Origin of the sequence: Planotetraspora thailandica (assembly GCF_016863335.1) — a bacterium.
Classification (GTDB): domain Bacteria; phylum Actinomycetota; class Actinomycetes; order Streptosporangiales; family Streptosporangiaceae; genus Planotetraspora; species Planotetraspora thailandica.
The window spans coordinates 80,520-102,358 of sequence record NZ_BOOR01000032.1 but is presented as its reverse complement, the minus strand read 5'-3'; the positions used below and the strand labels follow the sequence as shown (position 1 = coordinate 102,358).

Genomic DNA, 21,839 nt, shown 5'->3' with positions numbered 1-21,839 from the left:
TCATGCCGTGCCGGACGATGATCCCTCGTCCTTGGACCGCCCAGACGAAGCCTTCTGATTCCAGCGCCCCGATCGCCCGGGCGATCGTGTCCCGGTTCGCGTCGTACTGCTTCGCGAAGTCGTCCAGTCGCGGGAGCCTGGCCCCTGGTTCCCACTCACCGGCCTCAATTCGTGCCCGGATTTGAGCGGCTATGTCCAAATAGCGCGAGTGCACGGCCACCGTGGCGGCCCCTTCCATTGAAATTGTCTTGGGACAACTGTTGACAGCAATCGACCATCACCACACGATTATCCCAAGACTATCGCCCTCATTGCGGGAGACGGGCTTGTGGGCCCGACTCGTGATCTACGGCTCGACATGAGAGGCAATGCACTGATGATCAACAACGCATCGATCATGGCCGGTGTCACTGCCACCTGCTCCCCACTTCTCCATGCGCCTCCGCTCAGTCCGACCCTGGATCGCGAGCCAGGCGTGATCACTGTCGTCCCTGATGAGGAGATGTGCCAGAAGCAAGAGAGGCCGGACGGCGTGAAGGGGCGGGCGGCACTGGATTCTCCGGAATGACTGGAATGGGCAAAGGCGCCCTGACTTCTGTGATGGTCGATGTACTAAGCGCCATCGGGGGCATCACGTTGGACGCCGAACTCCGGTCTGTCTCACGTGTGCGGGAGTACACGCGTGAGCAGATCGGCCACGAACACCCTGCGATCGACGACGTCATGCTTATCGCCTCTGAGCTGACGACCAACGCGCTGGTCCACTCGGACTCCAGAAGCGGCGGACAAATCACGTTCGCTGTGGTTGTGCTGTCCGACCTCGTCCAGGTCAGCGTGATGGACGCAGGAGGTCCGACGGTTCCGCGTGCCCTGTCGGTCGACCAGGACGCTGAAGGCGGAAGAGGACTCCAGCTCGTGGCGGCGCTCTGCGAGAACTGGGGCGTATGTGAGCTCCCGGGAGATGGCCGAGTCGTGTGGGCGGAGATCAGAACCCACAAGTAGACCGAGGTTTCGACGGAGGTCCGTGCGGTGCTCCAAGTGGTACACCGGCCTCCCTCCAGCCCTCGATCAACTATCCGAGACGGTTTCCGGCAGAGATTAGGACATCGAGATGACCATGACCCTGGGCCGAGCGAAAGCCGCCTACTGGCAGTGGGACCTCTACGGCCCTAACGAACTGACTCGGTTTCTGCGAGCCGAGACCGACCTGAACAGCAGCCGATCCTACGCATGGTTCATAGCCGCGCTTCGTAGGGCTGAACAGGAGAGGAGGGCATCACTGTGGAAGTGATCGAATGGCGCCGAGCCGGGTGGCCGATCGAGACCACGTACGGCTTCGTCAACGGTGTCCGGGTGTTCCGCGTCGACACGACCGTGGGCGGCTTCTGGCTGCTCAGCTACCTTCCGACCTCGGACGGCTGGCTTCACCGCAATCTCGTCGTCGGAGCGGATGCTCAGGCCGAAGCGGCCCGGCTCGCTGAGAGCCACCTGATTCGATTCCTCGACGAGATGCGGGTCCGATTCGTAGAGCAGGCAGCAGCCATCGGAAACGGCGCAGGCCAGCACGGCGAGCCGGCAAACCAGCAAGTTCACCCCAGCGTCCGCGAGGCGAGTCGAGCATGATCGGACATCGCCGAGGTCGCGCTCTGCCATGAATCGAAGATCCAACGTCGAGAGGAGGCGGAGCGCACCAATGCGAATCGCCCTTATTGGTCTGCAACGGGAGCACACTCCACCCGCCGGTTACGGCGCGGTCGGTCGGATCGTTGCGGGCCTCGCTGTCGCGTTAAGCCGGCACGCCGAGGTGCTGACCGTGGTCGCCGAGGGGTCACGCGTATCGCCGCGTTCATTCGAGGTGCCCTACGTGGGGCGCCGGGGGACGCCGGAACCGGAGCAGATGGAGAGGTACGCCGATGTCATCTCCGGGTGTGACGTCGTCCACAACCACGATCCGGAAACGATCGAGTGGCTTGAGAAGCACGTCGCGGCCCCTATCGTCACCACACTGCACACCAACCGCCTGCCCACCGGCTCGCCGACGGCCCGTTTCGCCTACCTTTCCGAGTTCCAGGCCCGCTACCTGAAGCGCGTCGGCTTCTGCGGTTGGACGCGGCCGATCGTCGTGCCGCCGACACCGGATCGAGACGCACCTCGCTCGGAGGATCTGCTGGTCCTGGGACAGATCCGCCCCGAGAAGGGGATCGTCGATGCGTGCCGGCTCGCAGCAGAGACCGGCCGTAGGTTGATCCTCGCCGGACCGCTCGCCCACCGGAACAAGATGTGGTTCGCCGAGGTCAAGAGCCAGTTCGGCGAACGACTGGTGCATGTCGGCGAGGTGGCCGACCCTGACCGACTTCGGCTGTTGCGGACCAGCGCCGCCTTGCTCTTCCTCTCCTGCCCTGCTGAGCCGCTGGGGCTGGTCATGCTGGAGGCGATGTCCGTCGGCACGCCCGTGCTCGCACTCGACCGCGGCGCCTGTAGTGAACTTGTCACGGACGGTATCTCGGGGTTCGTCAGGCGCGACGTGGAATCCCTGGCCATGACCGTGGACGATCTCGCTTACCTCCGGCCGGATCTGGTGCGGAAGTCTGTCGAGCGCTTCAGCGAAGACATCGTCGTCGAGGAGCACCTGCGCCTCTACCGCCGAGTCGCTCAGGGCTCGCCGCTGGCGATGGAGAGCACTTCGTGAACAGGTACTCGACCTTCTTGGAGAGCAGCAGACCCACCAGACTCGCCCGGCTCGCCCTGAAAGTCGCCGACGGATACATCTCCCTCCGGCATCCGAGGCAGCCGTGGCCGCCGCTGACGATGATGTACGAAGGTCCGTCGAGCCGATGGGTGTACCACCGAAATGGGCTCGCTTATCTCGATCACTTGAAGGAACTGGCTGGCCTCACGCCCGCCAGTCGCATCTTCGACATAGGTTGCGGCCTCGGCCGGAAGACCTGGCCGCTGGCGGGGTACCTCGAGACTGGCGAATACCTCGGTGTCGACCCACGTGAGGAAGCGGTCGAATGGTGTCGCCGGAGCCTCTCATCGCGGGACAGGAAGCTGAAGTTCCGCCACATCGACGTTCAGAACGGCTACTACGCGCCGAACGGATCTCACGATGCCGCAGCGATCACGCTGCCCGCCGATGACGACCGCTACGACATCGTCATGGCGAACTCCGTCTTCACCCACATGCTCCCAGGCGAGATTGCCAACTACCTCGGAGAATGCAGCCGTATCCTCGCCCCCGGCGGGAGACTGCTCTGCACGTTCTTCATGAGCCCCGACAGCCCGGCCGCCCTGGGGCCGATCAGTGCCTCACCCCGCTACACCTTCCCCTACGAACGCGACGGATACCGCGTACAGCACGACAACTGCGATGAGCACGTGGTCAACTACCGCGAGAGCGACGTTCGGGAGATGTGCGACTCAGCCGGCATCCGTCTCCTGGACATCAAGTGGGGTTCGTGGCGCGGGAACGCCCGCTACCTGGATTTCCAGGACATCGTCCTCGGAGAGAAACCATGAACGGGGGAAGGGATGGCGCCATCCCTCACATCCACCTTGTCAGCAGCGAATTCCCACCCTCGGTCCGCGGAGGCGCCGGAATCCACGTCTATGAACTGCACCACCGTCTGTCACAGGTCACCGATGTAAGCGTGACTCTGCTGAGGAACTCGCCCCGAGAGCAGAGCCCGTCCATCCCCTTGCCGGTCCCTGCCCAGTCGCAGCGGTATCGGGTCCGCCCAACTCTGGCTGGCTCCTTCGCTCAAGAGACCTTCGGGCAAGTCGTGCACACGCACTCGATGGCAGCTCACATCGCGGCGATGCGCTCAGGTCGCTCCTACCTGAGCACGGTGCACTCAATCGAGGCCGACCGCCCATGGCGGGCTGCGCGACACGGCGGCCTGTTCGAGCGGGCGGTGGACACCGAGATGGCGGCCCTGAACGCCGCGTCAACCGTGATCTGCGTGTCTCAGGCGATCGCGCGGGACTTGGCGAAGCACTACGGCATCGAGCGCAGTCACGTGGTTCCGCCCGCGTACAAGGTTGCCCAGTGGTACCACGACGTCGGTTGTGACGCGCTGCCTCAGCAGGTCCCCTGGGATCGCCCGTTCGTCCTGGCGACCGGCCGCATCAGCAAGCAGAAAGGCTACCGGTACCTGTTCGCCGCGCTGCGGCGCCTACGTCGGCCGACCACCTTCGTGGCGCGCGCCGGTTCCCCGGAATCCGATGGGGACGCGGCCGAGTTTCGTACGTGGCTCGCCAAGGTTCCTGAGCAGCACACCGTCGTCTGGCTCAAATCCGGGCTCGGCCGGCGGGGAATGCGGCAGCTCTATTCCAAGGCGGCGCTCCATGTGTCCCCGGCGATCTATGAACCGTTCGGCCTGTCGAACGTGGAGTCTCTGCTGTGCGGGACGCCGGTGTGCGCGACGGCGGTAGGCGGGACTCCGCAGGCACTCGGTGGCACCCCGGCGATCCTTCTGCCGGACCCGGCCGATGACCCCTCGGAATTCGTCGACAGGCTGGCGGAGGTCCTGGAGACCGCGCCCTATGACCGAGAACTCCGCGATCAGACCCGGGCACCGACGACGCGGCACATTCTCGCTGAAGGCGACTGGCACCGGGTGCTCCCCCGGATGCTTCAGATCTACGGGGAGGCCGTAGATGGCTGACGCCCCGGTGGCCGTCATCACGGTCACGCTCAATTCGGCGGCCACAGTCGCACGCTGCTTGAACGTCTTTCGCGAGAGCGCCGAGCCCTTTTACACCGTCGTCGTGGACAACCACTCCCACGATGACACCGTGCAGAAACTCCGGCGTCTGGGACTGGCCGACGCAGTGATCGGTAACGACCGCAACCGAGGGTACGGAGCCGCGGTGAATCAGGCGCTGGCGCATCTCAGGGATGAGGACATAGGCCCGTCTGCCATTGTGCTTCTTGACCCGGACTGCTTCATCGCCCCCGATGACCTGCTCAAGCTGACCGCCGTCCTGCATGACACGCCGCAGCTCGGGGCGGTGTCGCCGGTCCTGCTGTCCGCAGACGGCGTCGAACAGGTCACCGCGCACCGATTCCGCACCGTGCGGAGCGAGATCCGCCGGGTCTTCAATGAGACCCCGATCGACGTACTCACGCGACGGCTCTCTCCGGACCTTCATCTGACGGACTGGGTGGTCGGCGCATGCCTGGTCCTGCGTCCACAGGCCATCGAGACGATCGGTGGGATCTGCGAGCGGTACTTCGTCTATGTCGAAGACATCGACACCTGCCACCGCCTGCGGACGGCCGGTTGGTGGGTGGCGATCGACACCTCGGTCAGTGTGACCCATATCGGAGGCCACAGCCTGTCGAGTAGCCGAATCGTCGACTTCGCTCCGGTCCTCAAGCTCATCAACGAGTTGGACTTCTACGAGTCGGTACACGGTCGCTCCGGACGTGCCGTGATCGCGCTGCTGCGCGTGGCCAGGCAGCTACGCAAGGGCGAGGTCCGCTGCTCCAAGACCTTGATCCTGCTGCTGGCGGGTCTCGGACTGACCGCGCGCCGAATCGGCAGGGCCTTCCTTCGCCGGCAGGACATATCAGTCCGCGCGGTCATCCCGGCGTGCTGGCTGACCGCTCGGCGGCATCAGTGAGAACGAGTCGGAAAGAGAGGCGCAACATGGAAGATGGGCTCTACATCTCCGCGTACATCGCCCCGCCGGGAAGCGTCCCCGCCGAGAATCGATCATGGGTACGGCATGACCAGAACATGTCCGCCTGGCTCAAGCGCGGGACGACGGTAGAGCTGGCAGCGGTCTGGGAATTCGAGCGGATCTCCGGCTACAAGCACCACGGTGTAGCCCTGAGGAACAAGTCGGCCTTCCATGAGCTGCTGAGCGAACTCCTGCACGGTGTCGGACTGCAGATCGGTGACGTCAAGGACATCTATGGGACTCCCGGACTGGGCTCGGGCGCCCATGACGTGGTCGCGGCGGCCGTGCCCGACCTGCCGTATCACAGCCGCTGCCACCTGCTAGGCGGGATGCTCTCCGACACCCGTCACTTCTTCGAGGGCCAGGTGCTCGGCCTGGCCGTCGACGACACCCCGGACTCGGTGGTCCAGCGCAAGCCGCGGAACTGGTACGTCGGTGGCTACGCCGACCACGGTCTGTTCGAACTGTTTCCGATCCCCTCCCCGGCGAAGCTGTACTCCGCGGCGTCACGGACCTTCCGGATGCGCGAAGGGACCCTGATGGCGCTGGCCACCGCGAGCAGCGCCCAGCTCGCTCCCGATATCGGCAACCCGTTCACGGGCCTGGAGATATACAGCCGCCATCTGGCAGACGGGCGCAATGCGGACGAGGAGATCGCCCTGCGGATGCAGCAGTTGGTGGATCAAGCCGAGCGCGGGGGGTTGGAGGGCATCGACGATCGATTCTCGACCGCCGAAAGCATCGCGAGCGCAGTGATGAAGGCCGTTCAGCAGGCGAGCGTCGATCTGATCGCTCAGACGATCGAACGTGCGCTGGATCGGTTCGCCGTCGACCCGGCCGACACTGCCCTCGCCATCACCGGCGGATACGCGCTCAACTGTCCGACCAACAGCGCGGTGATGGAGCGCTTCGGGTTCGCGACGTTCCTGGAGACGCCCTCAGTGAGCGACTGTGGCCAGTCGATCGGCCTCGCCCTGGCGCAGTTCCTGCACCGGTTTCCCGATGGGTTCTCCTTCCGGTTCCCCGAAGCCTACCTGGGAGGAGACACCGGCCGAGCGGAGAAGGTGATCGCCGAGTTCCGCCCCTACATCTCCTCGGCGACGTCGTACGCGAAGGAAACGGCGGTCGCCGATCTGCTCCGCGGCCCGGTCGTCTGGGTCCAGGGCCGATCGGAGGTCGGGCCGCGTGCCCTGGGGCACCGCAGCATCCTCGCCGACCCGCGGACCCCTGCCTCACGGGACATGCTTAACGCGCTGAAGGGGCGGCAGTGGTGGCGGCCGGTGGCACCGATCGTCTTGGCCGACCAGATGTCGACATGGTTCGACGGCGACCGTCCCTCCCCGTACATGCTGCAGACGTTCACCGTCAGGCCGGATCGCAACCACCTCATCCCGGCGGTGGCCCATCTTGACCGGACCGCTCGCGTGCAGACGATCTCTCCGTCCGACGACGCCGGCCTGTATGAGCTGATCAGCGCGTTTGCCGCACAGACCGGTGTGCCCCTGCTCTGCAACACTTCACTCAACGACCACAACGAGCCGATCATCGAGACGGGGGCGCAGGCGATGAACTTCTGCCTTCGCAAAGGGCTCTCCGTCCTTTACTTGGACGACGTCCGGATCGAGATCGACAACCACGGGGCGTACCCCGCCCGAGGCCCCCTCCCCCGGCAGACAGCACTGTTTCCGACGTCCACTCCGGGTACCGACTATCGAGAGGACCGGCGATGACCGACGAACTGCCCGGCGGCTACCACTCCGCCCCCGTACGACACGGCGACACCGTGGTGCGTACGACCGGCGTATGGAGCCCGAACGTCCAGGCGCTGCTGCGCCACTTCGAACGTGTGGGGTTCACCCAAGCGCCGAAATTCCTGTCCACCGACGACACGACCGAGACGCTCAGCTACATCACGGGTCAGCCCGGCACCTACCCGCTCACCGAACAACAGCGTTCAGACGAGGCGCTGACGCAGCTCGCCCGCACCATCCGGGCCATGCACAACGCCACCACCGGGTTCGTCGCTCCCGAGCCAGACAACTGGCAGTACCGCACCACGATCCCCGCGGACATCGACTGCATCGGCCACAACGACCTCGGACCCTACAACGTCGTCTACGACGGGACCAGGGTGGCGGCGATCATCGACTGGGACTTCGCCGGACCATCGAACCGGATCTGGGACCTGTGCTACGCCGCCCACCGATTCGTCCCGCTCTCCGCGCCCCGCTCCACCAAGGCGTTCGGCTGGGACCCCGTGCCCGACCAGGCCGCACGGCTGCGGTTGTTCGCCGACGCCTACGGGCGCGGCGTCACCCCCGCTGAGCTGCTCGACCTGCTCATCGTCCGGCTCTCCTCCATCGCCGCCTACATCGAGACGAAGATCCGACTGGGCGACCCCCGGTTCGACCGCCAACGCGACGAACGGCACACCGACGCCTACCGGGAGGACATCCAATACATCCTCGCCAACCGCGAACACCTGCTGCCCTCTGGCTGAGACATGTCGCGAACCCCCTCCATCAACAGATTCGTCGTCTTCTGCCAGGCACGCACCGGTACCCACCTGCTCCACACGAGCCTGGAGCAGCACCCGGGCGTGCGCTGCGCCTGGGAGCCGTTCAACGACAAAGCCGTCCACCACTTCCCCTACGACCTCGCCACGCCGGCCCGGAGCATCCTTCGGATGCTGTGGCGAGAGGAGCATGGGGTGCAAGCCGCCGGGTTCCCCCTCCACCTCGGCCACGGGCGCCGCGGCCGGGCGTGGAGCGAGGTCTGGGAGTTACTGGCGGAGGATTCGTCCCTGCTCCGGCTGCACCTGTACCGCAGGAACCTTCTCGAACAGCTGATGTCCCACGCGCTCGCGCTCCGTACCGGGAACTGGATGGAGGACGCGGGCCAAGCCGTCCCGCAGCCGAGCGCCGTCACGTTCACCCTCGACGCCGAGTACTGCCGTGACTGGTTCGCCACCACCGCCGAAGCTGTGCTCGCCCAGCAGCGATCGATGCCCGGTGACGCGCTCACCATCACCTACGAAGACCTGGCACAGGGCTTGAACGTCACCCTGGCTCGAGTGTTCAGGAGGTTGGGCGTGACACCGGTGGTGGTACAGGAAAAGATCAAAAAGCAGGGCGGGCCGGCGAACAAGACGTTGGAGAACTTCGAGCAGTTGCGCGACGCCTTCTCGGCCACACCCTGGCAATCCTTCTTCGACGGCACGAACGAGCACACCTGGGACTCGGAGATCTTCTATGACTCGCCTGACCGCCGTCCAGGTTCGCCGCAGGGTCTTTGGCGTTGAGCAGGCCCCGGACGACTACGTGTGCCGTAGCTGCCACAACCAGCTGCCCGACTTCCCGCACCGGCAGTCCCGGCCACCCGCCTCCTTCCCTGTCCTGAACAACGGCGCACCATGTCGGCGAGGACAGTGACTGCCATGAACGAGATTCTCAAGATCCGGTACGGCTCGTCCCAACGGCCACATCGCGAACGTACCTGTTGATCTTCGAGGCGGCCGACCTCTTCCTTGCCCAAGGGCCCGGCTCCAAGGTCATGGCGGCGGCCTGGTGGGACCTCACGCCGGAAGACACGCGTAACGACATCGCCGCGCAGACGGCGGTGGACCGGTCAGAGGACAATCACGCCGCTCTCGTCGAGACCAGCCTCCTCATGCGCGTGGACGCGCGCTGTACGCCAGCACCTCTTGAGTGACGATGACAGCCTGCGCCGGGTCAGGCACCTGATCCTGCCCCGCCTGAGGACCTGAAGACGGAGACAGACCTTCCCAATCTCCTCCGCGGTCAGTGACTGCTGGAACGCCTCCGACGCGCGCTCAACCGGCTTGGAAGTCCATGCCACCCAGGATGCCCCGCCCGACGGCCGTTCATCACATCCATCGCATACACCGCTACGGCCGGAACCTATCCGTCCTGGTGACGCGGCCCCGATCCGCCGGAACCGTCGAGCCTGTGACCTGCGCGTGGGGCACCGCGTAGCGCTGAGCCGGCTAGCAAGGACGGCAGCCCCAGCGACGGCCAACCATTCGATGTCATGGACCAGCAGCGGGGCGCCCGCCGCCTCGCCCGGTAAGTCCCACACCTACCAGCGACGCCCTAGAGCATCGGATTAACCAACGCAGCGTCAGCCCATATATAGGGAGCCCACTCCTAAAGCAGCCGGGCCTGGGCCGGCCCGCGTTCGGTGTCAGTCGTCGGCAGCCCGAGTTGGGAAGAATCCGGGTCTACCTGATCCTGCTCTAGCGAACCGGTAAGTGCGCGCGTGGGAGAGCACGCCGATGGGTGGGTCTCCGTTCTCGAGGATTACGGCCTGCACCGGGAAATTGAGCATGTCTTGGTAGAAGTGGCCCACGACGTGTGATGTCAAGTCGACGTCCGCTCCGACCGGATCGCTGATGGGATCCCGGTAGGTGACGACTGGGGAGTCGAGGACGACGAAGCCCAGGTGCGGCCTGGAGTTTTCGAGGCAGTGCTGGGCCAGCGCGGTGGTGAACGCTGAGTGCAGCACCGAACGGACTCCCTTGCCGCTAGGAATCAAGGCGCAGCTCACGGCGTAGTAGCCCCGTTCAAGCAACCCGCCGACGGCACAACCCTCAGCATCGGCAACCGCACCTACAACCACCTGCTACGAGCCCTGCGCTGGCTCGATGAACGTGGCTTGGCGCTGCTCACCGAACGCCGGATCGCCCTGCAACACACCACCCTCAGCCCCGGCCGAATCGGCGACCTCGCCCGCGCGGCCCTCGTTCCCGTCCATTTCGAACACGGGAAGATCAGCGCAAAGTCGGTGAGAAAACGTCACTGGGCCACGTGCGACTTGGCCCCAGGGACCTCGTAGAATCTGCATATGCCGACCAAATTCGATTTGCCATCCGTACTCGCCGCCGGCGTGCAGTCCAGGGAGAACGCATGGTCGTTTATCCGAGGTTTCGCGGATGCCTGGATGAAGCCGCTGCGCAACGGAGACGGCTACGGGGAAGCAGAGCTCAATGCCGCCCAAGAGCGGCTCGGCTTCGAGCTCCCCCTCGCCCTGCGGCAAGCGTTGGCTCTATTCGGAAAGCGACCTGATCTCTCCAACACCATGCACCATCTGTTACCTCCCGACGATCTTCATTACGACTCCGAGCTACTAATGTTCTACTCCGAGAATTCAGGCGCCTGGGACTGCGGCATTCGATATTCGAACTTATCCCTGGAAGATCCCCCCACCGTCCTGCGCCCTTGGTGCAGCCATGACAACTGCGTGCGGGGCATCCCATGGTTCGACAAGCTATCGACTGCCTGCATAGCCCTCGTCTTGACAGAATCGCTCTACAGCGACCACAACGCCTTCACACTCTACGGAGAACTACTCCCAGACGAGATTCCTATGGTCGGGCAACGATTCCTACCAGCCGCCTTGCCCTCATCGCCAGCCCAGCATACGAAGTGTTTTCCCAAACTCCGATGGTATGTGGGCGAGGATGTAATCGTTTCGCTCAACACCTACGACAAGCCGATCCCTATGAGAAATGAGGCACTCCCGGGCTGGACACGAGACGGCATGCAAGCCGAACTCTACGTTCGCGCCCGCACCCACGAGGCTCTCCAGTCAATCCGCGAGAGCCTGCCGGCGGAGTGGTTCAACTGGCGACCGGTCTACGGGGGTGGATAGGTTGGCCCGACAATCATGGAAGGCTGCATAGCGGGAGCGGCACCGCTAATCCAAAAATGGGACAGTAACTGGGCAGGCGGCAGCCCCCCAGCAGGTGATGGCTGGTCGGGGTGAGCGGGCCATTCCTGTCGTCCAGACGCTTGTGGCCAGGATGATCGGCACGGGGCAGCAACAACGGCTCGATCCGCGCCCACAACATCCGGCACAACCCACGGCGACTGCTCCCCTCCCTCACGCCGGTGATCAACCTGAAGGTGATCATCTATATTCCTAGGTCATGTGTTGTAGATCTTGATCGTGCTGCGGTAGAAGGTCATGGTGAAAGATCACCATGACCTGATCGACTCGGAGTGGCTCCTTCTCGAGCCACTCATGCCGGCTCATCCGCCTCGGGGCACCGGTGGGCGGACCATCGAACCGTGATCAACGGAATTCTGTGGCGGACGCGAACCGGGTCGCCCTGGCGTGACCCGCCTGAGTGTTACGGACGGTGGGAGACCGTCTATGGGCGGCATCGCCGCTGGTCAATCGACGGAACCTGGGAAAAGATCCTTGATCAGCTCCGGGCTGGCTGCGACGAGACCGAGGGCGGGGACTGGACGACAAGTGTGGACTCCACGGTCAACCGGGCGCATCAGCACGTGGCCGGAGCACCCCACGCTGCGGCTGCCGATGTCCCAAAGGGGTGGACGTAGATCACGAAACGGCGTAGGTGGTGACGATCGCGAGGCTCTCGGCCGATCCAGAGGCGGCCTCACCACGAAGATCCATCTGATGGCAGACCGGCGCTGCCGTCCCATCCGGGTATCAGCGCCGGACAGCGCCACAACGGCTTCATGTTCCAGCAGGTCATGAGCCAGGTACGGGTTCCGCGGCGTGGTCGGGACCGCCCTCGGACCCGGCCCGCCGTCGTGATGTGCGATAAGGCCTACTCTTCCAAGAAGAACCGCGCTTACCTGCGGAAACGTAAGATCAAGGCAGTATTCCCGAGAAGAGCGACCAGCAGGCCAACCGGCGGAAACTGGGCTCCAAGGGCGGTCGTCCCCCAGGGTTCGACTCGGTCCGATACAGAGATCGGAACACGGTAGAACGCTGCTTCAACCTGCTGAAACAGTTCCGGGGGCGTCGCGACCCGCTACGACAAGCGCGACTTCATTTATCTCGGCACCATCGACGTCGCTTCGATCCGGATATGGCTCCGTGATCCCATCTCATGATCTGCAAAACAGGACCTAGATCACTTTGTTAAGGACTTCAAAGAGTGACCCGATCGACGCCGTACGCCTACCTGATGGGCAAGATGGTGGCCCGGTTGGAAGCGATCGAGGAGGTGATCGCCCCTCTCGCCGATGTGGCAGAACGTCTGGACAAGATTCCCGGCATCGGCCCGATCTCCGCCCACACGATCACCGCCGAGATCGGCCTGGACATGAGCCATTTCCCTACCGCATGTTCCCGGGGGAACCGCCGGCCACTTGTGCTCCTGGTCCAAGTTCACGCCGATCATCAAGCCTTTCGCCATGTCGGCCCCACACCAGCAGAGCTTCCTCGCTCCCATTCTCGTTGCCATAGAAAAAGTGAGTTGAAGGATAAAGTAGCTTGAGATGGATGCCTCCAACGCCTTGAGCGATACGAGGACATCCATCCAAGCCCCATGACACTTCGACCAGCCGGCCACACATCCATTGGACCGAAGTTTGCAACTAGAGGAGTGAACTCGCTACATCATCGGGGCAGGGCAGCCACGCGGGAGCATTCCGGCCGAGGTGTCGTAACCGTATTCTGATGCGTTATTACAAAAGTCCTCTGGATGGTTGACTACCATGTCTGTACTCTGCCATGCCCAGAGGATATCACCGAGGATACTGAACGCACCAAGCATCCGCCCCCCTGCTCTCGCGAAGCGAGGCCCCGAATATGCCGGTCGTCCGGTTTCAGTCACTGCCGGCGGCCCGGGGAGGTACTTCCATCGACCTTCCTCGTCGAACACATCTGAAGCTGTAATCCTCCCATCCGAGTTTGGAGTCCCGAATGGTTCAGGTGTCCCACCTTTCGGTTCGTATGAGACGTTAACTCCACTTTCCGCGTGGAAGTCGTCGAGATAGCTACCGCACCCATTAGGACCCGAACATGGAGCCCCGCTTTGACTCGCAAATATGACCAGCGTATTTCCCGGTTCCAGCAAGCTCGGCTTATTACTCTTGAGATACTCTACGATCCTTTTTTCGAGATGAGTGTCCCATCCAGTTGCTTCGTCCATGCCTTCATTAACATGGCCAGTGAAGAACCCCGACTCGAAGTAGATGCGCTTCCCCTGGCTGTCGTAGATGGCGGCCGCACCAAGCTTAGTTCCGGGTCGCCTCATTACCTTATCGGGATCCCCACCATTTTTGCGATAAGTGTACTCATACTGCTCATGCCAGGACATTAGACCGTTTTTGTAGCGGTAATCCCTGTACGCAGGCATTCCACCGTTCTGGTAAGCGCCCCACTCACCGCTCGTCATGTCCTCGGGACGGTGCCCGTCATACTCGATGCCGCTGATGGGATTTCCGCCGGTGAAGGCGTAGCGGTTTCCGGTGAAGGGATCGGTGCCGAGGCCCATATCGGCGAGGGCGCCGTTGTACATGTCCCGGGTGGTGAAGCGGTTCAGTCCCGGGTTGTAGTCGCGGAAGCCCATGTCATATGTGCCGGACTGGGCGTCCCAACGCTTGGCGTTAAAGCGGTAGGCGTTGTATTCCTCCATCGTCGGGTCCGCGGCGTTGGGCTTGTCTATGCCGGTGAACTCAGACTTGTCGTCGCTGCCATACGCGGTGTAGCCGTAGGTGGCCTTGGTGTCGCCGTCCTTGGTCGTCAGGGTTTCGACGTCGGTGTGGCTGTTGTAGCCGTAGTAGCCGTCCTCGGTGGTTCCGTCACTGTTGTGCTTGACCTGGGAGAGGCGCTCTCCCCATGGGCTGTACTGGTACGACTTGGTCAGCTGGCGGTCGACCTCCTCATTCAGGACCTCGCTGGACAGGCCGAGGTAGGTGAAGTCGGTGGTCTTGCCGTCGACAGTCTCGGACGCGGTGCGGTCGAGCGGGTCGAAGGTGTAGGTGGTGGACTTCATCGCGCTGGTGCCGTCCCGCTGCTGGGACTCGACGACGTGGTCGAAGCCGTCGTACACGTTCCGCGAGACGATCTGGCCTCCGCTGGTGACAGACTCCTGGCGCCCGAAGGGGTCGTAGTTGAAGGAGGATGTGACTCCAGAGGTGACAGAGGTCAGCAGCCGGTTGCGGTCATAGGTGAAGGTCGTGGACGTGGTTGTGGACGCGCGCTGGACCGTCTGGCTGATGACGTTGGCGTTGTCGTCGTGGACGTACGTCTCTGTGCCCGCACCGTTGCCGGTCTTGACTGAGATGGCGAGCCGGCCGACGGGGTCGTAGGTGTAGTCGGTGGTGGAGTCGAGGTACGCCGCGTGGTTGTCGGCGTTCATCTTCCGCACCACGTCCTGTGCCTTGTTGCCGTTGGCGTCGTAGGCGTAGGTGTGCGAAGAGACCAGGATGCCGTTGGGCTTCTTCTCGGTCTGGGTCTTGAGCGCGCCGTCGAGGTAGTAGGTGAGGTCGACGGTGTTGCCGTTGGCCTTGGTCTCCCGGAGATTCAGGCCGCGGTCGGTGTACGTGTACGACGTGACCTTCGGTGAGGTGTCGCTTACGGAATTGCCGACCGAAACCGTCTTGACCAGCTCACGCAGGTCGTAGGTGTACTTGGAGAACTGGTCGGGGTGGGTGACAGTCTCCGGCTGGCTGTTGGCGTCGTAGGTGTAGGAGGTTGACGTCTTCTCCTGACCGGCGAACGCTTCAGTTACCTTCTGGACCTGGTTCAGGCCCGTGTAGTCGATCGTGTAGGCATCGATCTTTGCATCGGGCGAGGTGTCGTCGATCGAGGTCAGGTTGCCGTTGGCGTCATAGCCGTAGGCGAAGGTGTGCTTCTCCGCGTCCGTGTCGGCGGAGTTGTCGCGTACCAGCTTGACGCCGTCGGCCACGACCGCGCCTGTGCTGTTCTGGAACAGCTGCAGCTTGGCGGCGTTGCCCTGGGTGAAGGTGTACGTGCCCAGGCTGACCCAGGCGCCGGCCCCGGTGGCCTGGCTGATGGTCTTGTCCGTGGTCCCGGTGGAATGCGTGACCGTGTACTTGGCAGTCGTCGCGGCGCCGGTGACCTGGGGGAACTTGACGTAGGCGGTGTAAGTGCCGTCATTGGGGATGTTCAGCGTCCAAGTGAACGCATCCGTCCCTGTTCCTGCGGCATGGACCTGGTGGTCGTAGCCCTGCTGTCCGCTGAGGCTGCCCTTGCTCCAGGTGCCGGTTGAGTTCGTGTTCTGAGTGTCGGAGTTGTCGACCAGCGTGACCGCGCCGCCCACCGGCACGCCGTCATCGGTCTTCGACTTGAGCTTGCCGTCCGGGTAATAGTTCCAACCCATCGTCCGACTGGAGGAGCCTCCCGCCGAGGTCAGGGTCCTCGCGGTCTGCTGCGCCAGGTCGTTGTAGTCGTACGTGGTGACGATGTCCCACGGGTCGGTCGACGACTTGACCCACCCGTTGTCGAAGTAGGTGTAGGTGGTGTCGTTGCGGACCGTCTGACCATCCGATGGCGGCAGTGAGGTCTTGGAAACCCTGCCGACCTCGTCATAGAACGTCTGCGTGTAGACGTTCGGGTTGTTGTAGCGGGCGTCCGCCGGGTCGTATGGCTGGAACTGCTTTGCCGGCCGGTTCAGCGCGTCGTACTCGGTCCGGGTAGCGAAGTCATCGGCGTTGGCGGTGTCCACACCGCGCGGTGTAGTGACCTTGGTGGTGTTGCCGACCTGGTCGTACTCATACTTGGTCGTCCGGTAGGTGATGTTAGGACTGGCACCGTCGTGCGGGACCCTGACTTGGGTTTGCATGCCCCGCGCGTCGTAGCTAATCAGCGTCGTGTTGTTCTCCGCGTCCGTGGCGGAGATGACGAGGGAGTCCCTGTCGTAAGCCCGCTTGTTCGTCTTACCCGCGGCATCGGTTACCTCAGTGATTCGGTGGTTGAGGTCGTAAACCGTCTTGGTGGTGAAGTCGGTCGTGTCCGCGGTCGCATTCTTCTTCGGATCAACGACCTTGGTGACATTGCCGACGTCGTCATAGGTATACGTGACCTTGTCACCGGCCGCGTTGGTGACTTGAATCAGCTGGTAGATCTCGTTGTAGAACTGGGTGGTCTTGTAGTCGTCCGGATTGGTGGACGTCAGTGCGCCCTTAGGCTCCGTCACGGTCTCAAGGTTGCCGACCATGTCGTACGTATAGACGCTCTTGCGCTCGCTTGAGGTCACGGAGTCTTTCGGAGCGGTCGCCTCGATCACCTCGTCGGCATTGTCATAGGTCGCCGTGGACACCGCGCCGTTGGGCGCAGTCGCTTTCACCACGTTGTCGTTGGCGTCGTACTCCGGCGCCGGAGTGGTGATGAGATCACCCGCCGCCTGATCCTTGGGAACCGTGTTTTCCAGTGGGCGCCCGAAAACGTCGTAGCTCTGGGTCGTCTTCTTCCCCAACGCGTCGGCGACCTCCAGGACCTGGCCACGCTCGTCATAGATGAAGGTAGTGGCCTTGCCCAGCGCGTCGGTGATGCTCTTCGGGTACCCATTGGGGTCGAAGTCGCTGTTGAGCGTCGCATGGCCGTTGGCGTCAGTGGCCTTGGTCAGCTGCCCCCACGTGTCGTACTCGTATCGGGTGGTGTAGTCACCATCCGTAGTTGTCGTGTTGCCGACCCCGTCGGTGACCGAGGTGAGATTCCCTTTGAGGTCGTAGCCGAAGGTCCATAACCGTCCCTCAGGGCTCTTCTTACTGATCAGATCGGCGAAGTGTCCGTTTAGTCCGGTCTGATAGGTCAAGACGGTGCCGGCCCAGCCGTTCTTGTTCGCCTCGGCGTCCTTGGTCTCGGTCGGATACCCGGTCTTGGGGTCGTAAGTCCACGTCGTCACCGCCGGTGTCGCGCCCGCGGTCGCAGGAGGTTCCTGAAGCCGGTCGACGTTATTGTCAGCATCCCAGTGCAGCGTGGTCGTCTGGTTCTTGGCGTTGGTGGTCTGGATCGGGCGCCCGAACCCGTCCATCAGATACGTGGAGGCATGGCTTTCGGCGTCGGTGACGACGGTCTGAATCTGGGAGCCGGCGGTGCCGTCCGGGTCGGTGTAGGCGAACTGCGTCAGGCCGCCCAGCCGGTCGGTGATGGTCTTGTTCCACCAGTGGAACTTCGGATCGTCGTTCGGCGGCTGGTAGTAGGCGAGCTGGGTCTCGTGGCCACGTGGGTCGGTGACCTTGACCAGCTTGACGTTCTTGTTCCCCTGGGTGGCGTCGTAGCCGAACTTGAACACCTTAGGCTGCGTGGACCCGGCGCCGTCGACCATCTTGGTCATCAGGCCCTTGTCGCTGTAGGTGAAGGTGACCTGCCGGCCGGAGATATCGGTGAGCGACTCAACCTGGTCGATGATCTGCGGATCGGACAGGTTGGTGTCCTGGATCTCGACGCCGGTGTCGTCGATGTAGGTGTAGTTCTGGCCCTTGGTGTAGTAGTCGACGGTGAGGGTCTGCCGTCCTGCCGGGTCGGTGATGTACCGCAGGAACTTGATCGGCTTGTTGTTGGAGTGCCGCTGCTCGTAGACGTACTCCTGGGTATTGCCGTTCTTGTCCACTATCGCCGACAGGTAGCCGTCGCAGTCGAAGAAGAACTGGGAACGGTCAGGGCGGGTCATCACCCATGCCCGCGACTCCTCGGTCTTGGAGTCACACACCACCTGCCGCTGCAGGTAGTAGTGCACACCCGCCGGAGCCTTCCACTCGCTCGTGGCGGCGTCCCAGGAGAAGGTGTGGCTGGTGCCGTCCCCATCGGTCATCGTCACCGACGTCGGGTTCGGATTGGGGTGGAAGTCCAGTGGGCTGCCGAGCCGTACCGGTGCCGACGCCTGCAGCGACCACCCGTACCCCATCGAGGAGGCGGAGGTGTCCTGGGAGTTGTAGGCCATCCGCACGAACGTGGACACACCCCGGCCGGGGTTGGTGAAGGCGTTGTAGGACCAGACCGTGTTGCCCGCGTACAGGTTCGTCATCGCGGTGCCGCCGGCGCCGGTGTTCTTGCCCGCGTAGGAGTAGAACTTCTCCAGGCCCAGCTGGTCGGAGGTCGGGTCCTCCACCGCGACGCTCTGGTCCAACGACGAGATCTGATCGCTTTGCGACAGCCACTGCCCGGTCGTCTTGTTGTACAGATCCCACTTCAGGACGTAATCGGTCCGCTTGTTCCCGGAATCGGACTGGATCGGCGTCTTCAGCTGCGCCTTGACAGTGACCGTGTCACCGGGCACCACGTTCTTGGGCAGCGCGGTCTGCAGCTGGTTACCCGAGTTGGTCACGTCCGTGCCGTCCGGCAGCGTCCACCGGTAGGAGATCACCCGGTCGGCGGTGTTCCACGTGGTGGTCGTGGTGTTGGTGACCGTGACGTCGACCGTGTATTGGTCCCCGGGGATCAACCGCGCCGGAGTGTAGGGCGCGTAATACGTGGAGCCCGTGGTCTTCTCGATGTAGGTGACCCGCAGTTGAGGGCGAAGCTGCGGCTCCTCGGTTTCATCGGACAGGAATATCGCGCGTTCGGCCGGCGAGGTCTCGTTGGCCAGCTTGATCATCATGCCCTGGTTACTGGTGGGCGTGGTCACCCAGCCCTGCACCATGCTGGTCGCATTCCAGGTACGCCGAAATGGGTCGTTGGTGATGCCGGTAACGGTGCTAGAGGCGGTAGGCGCGTAGTCTCCGCCCGGCGTGGTCCACGCGGTAGTCGAGGTCGCCTTGTTCCACGTCGCTGTCGCCTCGGCGAAGTCGCGGGTCAACGCGCGCAGCTCGTAGGAGGCAGTGCCTGAGCCAGTCATGGATACGGCCCACAAGTCCAACGAGGCGTCCAGGACGCGCGCGGTGGCCGGGATGTCGGCCACGCCCGGGAACTTCAGGACTGCGCGTGTCTTGCCGAACGTTGCGGAGTTGTTGCCGACCGACAGCCACGGCGCGCCGGACAAGAGGTCTTGGTTGGTGTCCGGCTGCGTGCTCGACAGCGTGGTGTCCGGGTTCCCGCCTTGGAGGATCTTGGTTACCCGGCCGGCCTTCGGCAGGCCTGCCAGCTGGGTCGGGCCGGGGATGATTCGGCCATCCTTGGTCTTCACCGCGACCATGTAATAGAACACATTGCCGAACGGATCGGTGGAGTCGGCGGGCGTCGGCGTGGCCGTCGTGTCGACGAACGATCTCGTGCCGACCGAGACCGGCGCCACCAAAGTGGCCGCCGACGGAGTGAAGGTCTGGTAGACGCTGCGGTGAACCTGGTACTCGACGATGTCATCCGCGCTGGCGGCTGACGGGTCCTGATAAGCGGGCCACGACAACTCGGCTCCGGTGGCATGGATGGTGGTCGGCGGATCCACCGCCACCCCGGGCTGCCCATAGGTCAGCACTAAACGCGGGTAAGTCGCCGTTTCGCCGCCGTAGGAGAACAGGCTGCCCTCATACCGCACCCCGCCCCTATCAAGGGTCTCGTCCGCCGGCTTCAACACGAACCCGTAGTTAAGGTTCGGGTTGTCCAGCCATCCCTGCACAATGCTGCGCACGGAGAACGAATGCCAATGGCTGCCGTTGTCCCCCACGGGCTTCAGCGCCGTCGCATCTTTGGTCAGCCGTACGGCGTCCGCATTCACCGCCACCGACGTCGTGGCAGGGCCGTCCCCCAGCGTGACCTTGCCCGTGGTACCGGCAACGAACGGGTGCGTGCCGAGCGTCTTCCACACCCCGTTTGTGGTCGACGCGGAGAACTGGTTGACCGTGTACGCCTTGGTGCCCCCGTTGTAGGTGACGGTATACGGGGCGTTGGCGGCTCGATCCGCCGCCTCCACATAGTGCACGTCGACCCGGTAGTTGCCGTCTTCCGTCACCCGGGGAATCCACGTGTAACTCTCACCGGCGACAGCATCCTTATTGAACAGGTAGTCGCCATTGATGCCGTTCGCGGCCAAAGTGCTGGTCGATATAGGCCACGCGCCGACGGCGGCCGTCTTCCCCGCATCGCCGTCGTCGACGATCTCGGTGTTGCTCCCCAGCTCACCGGTCAGGTTGCTGGCGTTGCTCCAGGTCGCAGTCGTCTCGTCCCACGGTGCCGTGGCCCGATGCGCTTCGATGGTGACGTTGTTCGATGCCCCTGTGCTGGTCGGAATGACCTGGTCGTAGTAGACCTGCAACTGAGCGGAGTCCAGCTTGGTTCCCGACGGCACGCCGGCCAACGGGAACTTCAGCAAGGACCGCGACACTCCCGCTGACGACGTTCCGGTCGACAGTCTCCAGTTGGAATCGTAGTTGCCGTTCGGATCCTCCGAAAGGATCATCACGTCCTGCGAGTCGGTCGGCGTCGGCGCGACCTTGACAGTGGGATCGATCACGACCGGATACGCGCGATCGGGGGCGGTCAGCCACGACCTGTCCGCGGTCACCGTGATGCGAAGCAGCCCGGCTTCGCTGTCCCATCGCATGCGTTGGGAGACCTTGCCGCTCCACGCCTTGCCGTACGGCGACGAGGCGTCGTCCCGCGCATCGGTCATGAACGGCTTGGGCATCACCAAAACCGGGGGGCCGTCGAAATCGCCCTTGTAAAAGACGATCGAGCCGTCCGGCCGCTGCCAGGCCCGCAGCCCCTTGACCCGCACAGCGAAGTCGAAGCTGGCATCCTGCGTCCCCTTGGGCGGGGCGGCCAGGACGATGCTCTCCTTGACGCCTTCAGGTGTCACCTCATACGCCAGGTCCGCACCGTCCAGCGCGCCCTCATAGGTGACGGTGTCGCCCTTCGCGTCGGGCCTGCCCGGCTTGGCACCCATCGCGCCGAGGGTCAACTCGGTTCCCTCGGCCTCAAAGTGGACTATCTGATCGGGCTTGGTGCCGAAGAAACTCCGGAAGGCGTTCGTCTCGTTGCCATAGACAAAACCCTCGCGGTCGGTGGTTCTCACGGTGGCATCGATCGCATGCCATTTCCCGTCTCTGTCCCGGTAGTGCATCGGGGTGGCGGACAACTCCTCCTGCAATCGGCCGTCCGCGAGCTGGAAGATCTTCGCATTGGCGGTACGCCTGCCCGTCAACTCCTTGACCCGGCGGGCCGGCGGCGCCTTCTCGCTCTTCGGCAACGGGCCCTGACGGGGTACATCCGCCGCTCCCAGATCCCTGGTCTCGGGCTGCCAATTCGCGCCCGCCTCCGCCACCGGCGGCGTCTGCGCCCGTGCTGGTGGCGCAGCCATCAAGCCGCCTGCTAACACCGCAACAACGGTCCCGGAGGCGACCAAGCCCCGCAGATTGTTCTTCATTTCCGAGCGCATCAGCAGCCCCATCCACGAAATGAGCGCAGCACAGCCGCAATGGCTGTGGACATGCGGAAATAACATCGGAGCGACGAAGGAACGAAAGGTAATA

Annotated in this window: 16 protein-coding genes and 1 pseudogene; 13 read left to right on the top strand and 4 right to left on the bottom strand. The window is 63.6% G+C overall.

Features of this window, described 5'->3' with window-relative positions:
- A partial coding sequence (locus Pth03_RS22115) for a winged helix-turn-helix domain-containing protein (protein ID WP_203946259.1) occupies nt 1-220 on the bottom strand: 220 nt, incomplete at its 3' end.
- A 380-nt stretch (nt 221-600) separates the two neighbouring features.
- Between Pth03_RS22115 and Pth03_RS22110 the strand changes: the two genes are divergently transcribed.
- The 10 genes from Pth03_RS22110 (at nt 601) to Pth03_RS22065 (ending at nt 9,399) form a co-directional block, all read left to right on the top strand.
- A complete protein-coding gene (locus Pth03_RS22110) occupies nt 601-1,002 on the top strand; it encodes an ATP-binding protein (protein WP_203946258.1) in 402 nt (133 codons plus the stop codon).
- A gap of 279 nt (nt 1,003-1,281) precedes the next feature.
- Nucleotides 1,282-1,623: a hypothetical protein gene (locus Pth03_RS22105; protein ID WP_203946257.1), complete on the top strand. Its 342-nt coding sequence runs from the start codon at nt 1,282-1,284 to the stop codon at nt 1,621-1,623.
- 70 nt (nt 1,624-1,693) lie between these two features.
- A complete protein-coding gene (locus tag Pth03_RS22100; protein ID WP_203946256.1) occupies nt 1,694-2,689 on the top strand; it encodes a glycosyltransferase in 996 nt (331 codons plus the stop codon).
- Entirely contained in the window at nt 2,686-3,519 is an 834-nt protein-coding gene (locus tag Pth03_RS22095; protein ID WP_203946255.1) for a class I SAM-dependent methyltransferase, read from the top strand. Before Pth03_RS22100 ends, Pth03_RS22095 begins: the two co-directional genes overlap by 4 nt.
- Nucleotides 3,516-4,667 (top strand): glycosyltransferase family 4 protein, encoded by a 1,152-nt coding sequence (locus Pth03_RS22090; protein WP_239119260.1) that lies wholly within the window; start codon nt 3,516-3,518, stop codon nt 4,665-4,667. The genes Pth03_RS22095 and Pth03_RS22090 overlap by 4 nt, the downstream gene beginning before the upstream one ends.
- Nucleotides 4,660-5,628 carry a glycosyltransferase gene (locus tag Pth03_RS22085; protein WP_203946253.1) on the top strand — a complete coding sequence of 323 codons (969 nt, stop codon included), beginning with the start codon at nt 4,660-4,662 and terminating at the stop codon, nt 5,626-5,628. The genes Pth03_RS22090 and Pth03_RS22085 overlap by 8 nt, the downstream gene beginning before the upstream one ends.
- 26 nt (nt 5,629-5,654) lie before the next feature.
- Complete coding sequence (locus Pth03_RS22080; RefSeq protein WP_203946252.1) at nt 5,655-7,418, top strand: carbamoyltransferase C-terminal domain-containing protein; 1,764 nt, start codon at nt 5,655-5,657, stop codon at nt 7,416-7,418.
- The gene (locus tag Pth03_RS22075) at nt 7,415-8,188 is read left to right on the top strand and encodes a phosphotransferase (RefSeq protein ID WP_203946251.1); all 774 of its coding nucleotides are present in this window, start codon (nt 7,415-7,417) and stop codon (nt 8,186-8,188) included. Before Pth03_RS22080 ends, Pth03_RS22075 begins: the two co-directional genes overlap by 4 nt.
- 3 nt (nt 8,189-8,191) lie before the next feature.
- On the top strand, nt 8,192-8,989 hold the full coding sequence (locus Pth03_RS22070; RefSeq protein ID WP_203946250.1) for a hypothetical protein: 798 nt from the start codon (nt 8,192-8,194) through the stop codon (nt 8,987-8,989).
- 197 nt (nt 8,990-9,186) lie between these two features.
- Nucleotides 9,187-9,399, top strand: coding sequence for a hypothetical protein (locus tag Pth03_RS22065; protein WP_203946249.1), 213 nt, complete (start codon nt 9,187-9,189; stop codon nt 9,397-9,399).
- A gap of 492 nt (nt 9,400-9,891) precedes the next feature.
- On the opposite strand, the gene Pth03_RS22060 is transcribed toward Pth03_RS22065, so the two are convergent.
- Together Pth03_RS22060 and Pth03_RS42175 are read right to left on the bottom strand one after the other, a co-directional pair.
- Nucleotides 9,892-10,212: a hypothetical protein gene (locus Pth03_RS22060; protein ID WP_203946248.1), complete on the bottom strand. Its 321-nt coding sequence runs from the start codon at nt 10,210-10,212 to the stop codon at nt 9,892-9,894.
- Nucleotides 10,213-10,329: 117 nt separating this feature from the next.
- Nucleotides 10,330-10,461: a hypothetical protein gene (locus Pth03_RS42175; RefSeq protein ID WP_275413162.1), complete on the bottom strand. Its 132-nt coding sequence runs from the start codon at nt 10,459-10,461 to the stop codon at nt 10,330-10,332.
- A 90-nt stretch (nt 10,462-10,551) separates the two neighbouring features.
- Here Pth03_RS42175 and Pth03_RS22055 point away from each other — a divergent pair, with 90 nt between their 5' ends.
- The 3 genes and pseudogenes from Pth03_RS22055 (at nt 10,552) to Pth03_RS22045 (ending at nt 12,961) form a co-directional block, all read left to right on the top strand.
- The gene (locus Pth03_RS22055; RefSeq protein ID WP_203946247.1) at nt 10,552-11,358 is read left to right on the top strand and encodes a hypothetical protein; all 807 of its coding nucleotides are present in this window, start codon (nt 10,552-10,554) and stop codon (nt 11,356-11,358) included.
- 315 nt (nt 11,359-11,673) lie between these two features.
- A pseudogene (locus Pth03_RS22050) lies at nt 11,674-12,575 on the top strand (IS5 family transposase).
- A gap of 44 nt (nt 12,576-12,619) precedes the next feature.
- A complete protein-coding gene (locus Pth03_RS22045; RefSeq protein WP_203946246.1) occupies nt 12,620-12,961 on the top strand; it encodes a transposase in 342 nt (113 codons plus the stop codon).
- A gap of 117 nt (nt 12,962-13,078) precedes the next feature.
- Here Pth03_RS22045 and Pth03_RS22040 read toward each other — a convergent pair whose 3' ends face one another.
- Nucleotides 13,079-21,757 (bottom strand): golvesin C-terminal-like domain-containing protein, encoded by an 8,679-nt coding sequence (locus tag Pth03_RS22040; RefSeq protein WP_203946245.1) that lies wholly within the window; start codon nt 21,755-21,757, stop codon nt 13,079-13,081.
- Nucleotides 21,758-21,839 lie beyond the last annotated feature (82 nt).

Coding starts and splice junctions, on each gene's coding strand:
- Pth03_RS22110 (WP_203946258.1), top strand. CDS start 601: ATGGTCGATGTACTAAGCGCCATCGGGGGCATCACGTTGGACGCCGAA.
- Pth03_RS22100 (WP_203946256.1), top strand. CDS start 1,694: ATGCGAATCGCCCTTATTGGTCTGCAACGGGAGCACACTCCACCCGCC.
- Pth03_RS22090 (WP_239119260.1), top strand. CDS start 3,516: ATGAACGGGGGAAGGGATGGCGCCATCCCTCACATCCACCTTGTCAGC.
- Pth03_RS22085 (WP_203946253.1), top strand. CDS start 4,660: ATGGCTGACGCCCCGGTGGCCGTCATCACGGTCACGCTCAATTCGGCG.
- Pth03_RS22080 (WP_203946252.1), top strand. CDS start 5,655: ATGGAAGATGGGCTCTACATCTCCGCGTACATCGCCCCGCCGGGAAGC.
- Pth03_RS22075 (WP_203946251.1), top strand. CDS start 7,415: ATGACCGACGAACTGCCCGGCGGCTACCACTCCGCCCCCGTACGACAC.
- Pth03_RS22070 (WP_203946250.1), top strand. CDS start 8,192: ATGTCGCGAACCCCCTCCATCAACAGATTCGTCGTCTTCTGCCAGGCA.
- Pth03_RS42175 (WP_275413162.1), bottom strand. CDS start 10,461: ATGGACGGGAACGAGGGCCGCGCGGGCGAGGTCGCCGATTCGGCCGGG.
- Pth03_RS22055 (WP_203946247.1), top strand. CDS start 10,552: ATGCCGACCAAATTCGATTTGCCATCCGTACTCGCCGCCGGCGTGCAG.
- Pth03_RS22040 (WP_203946245.1), bottom strand. CDS start 21,757: ATGGGGCTGCTGATGCGCTCGGAAATGAAGAACAATCTGCGGGGCTTG.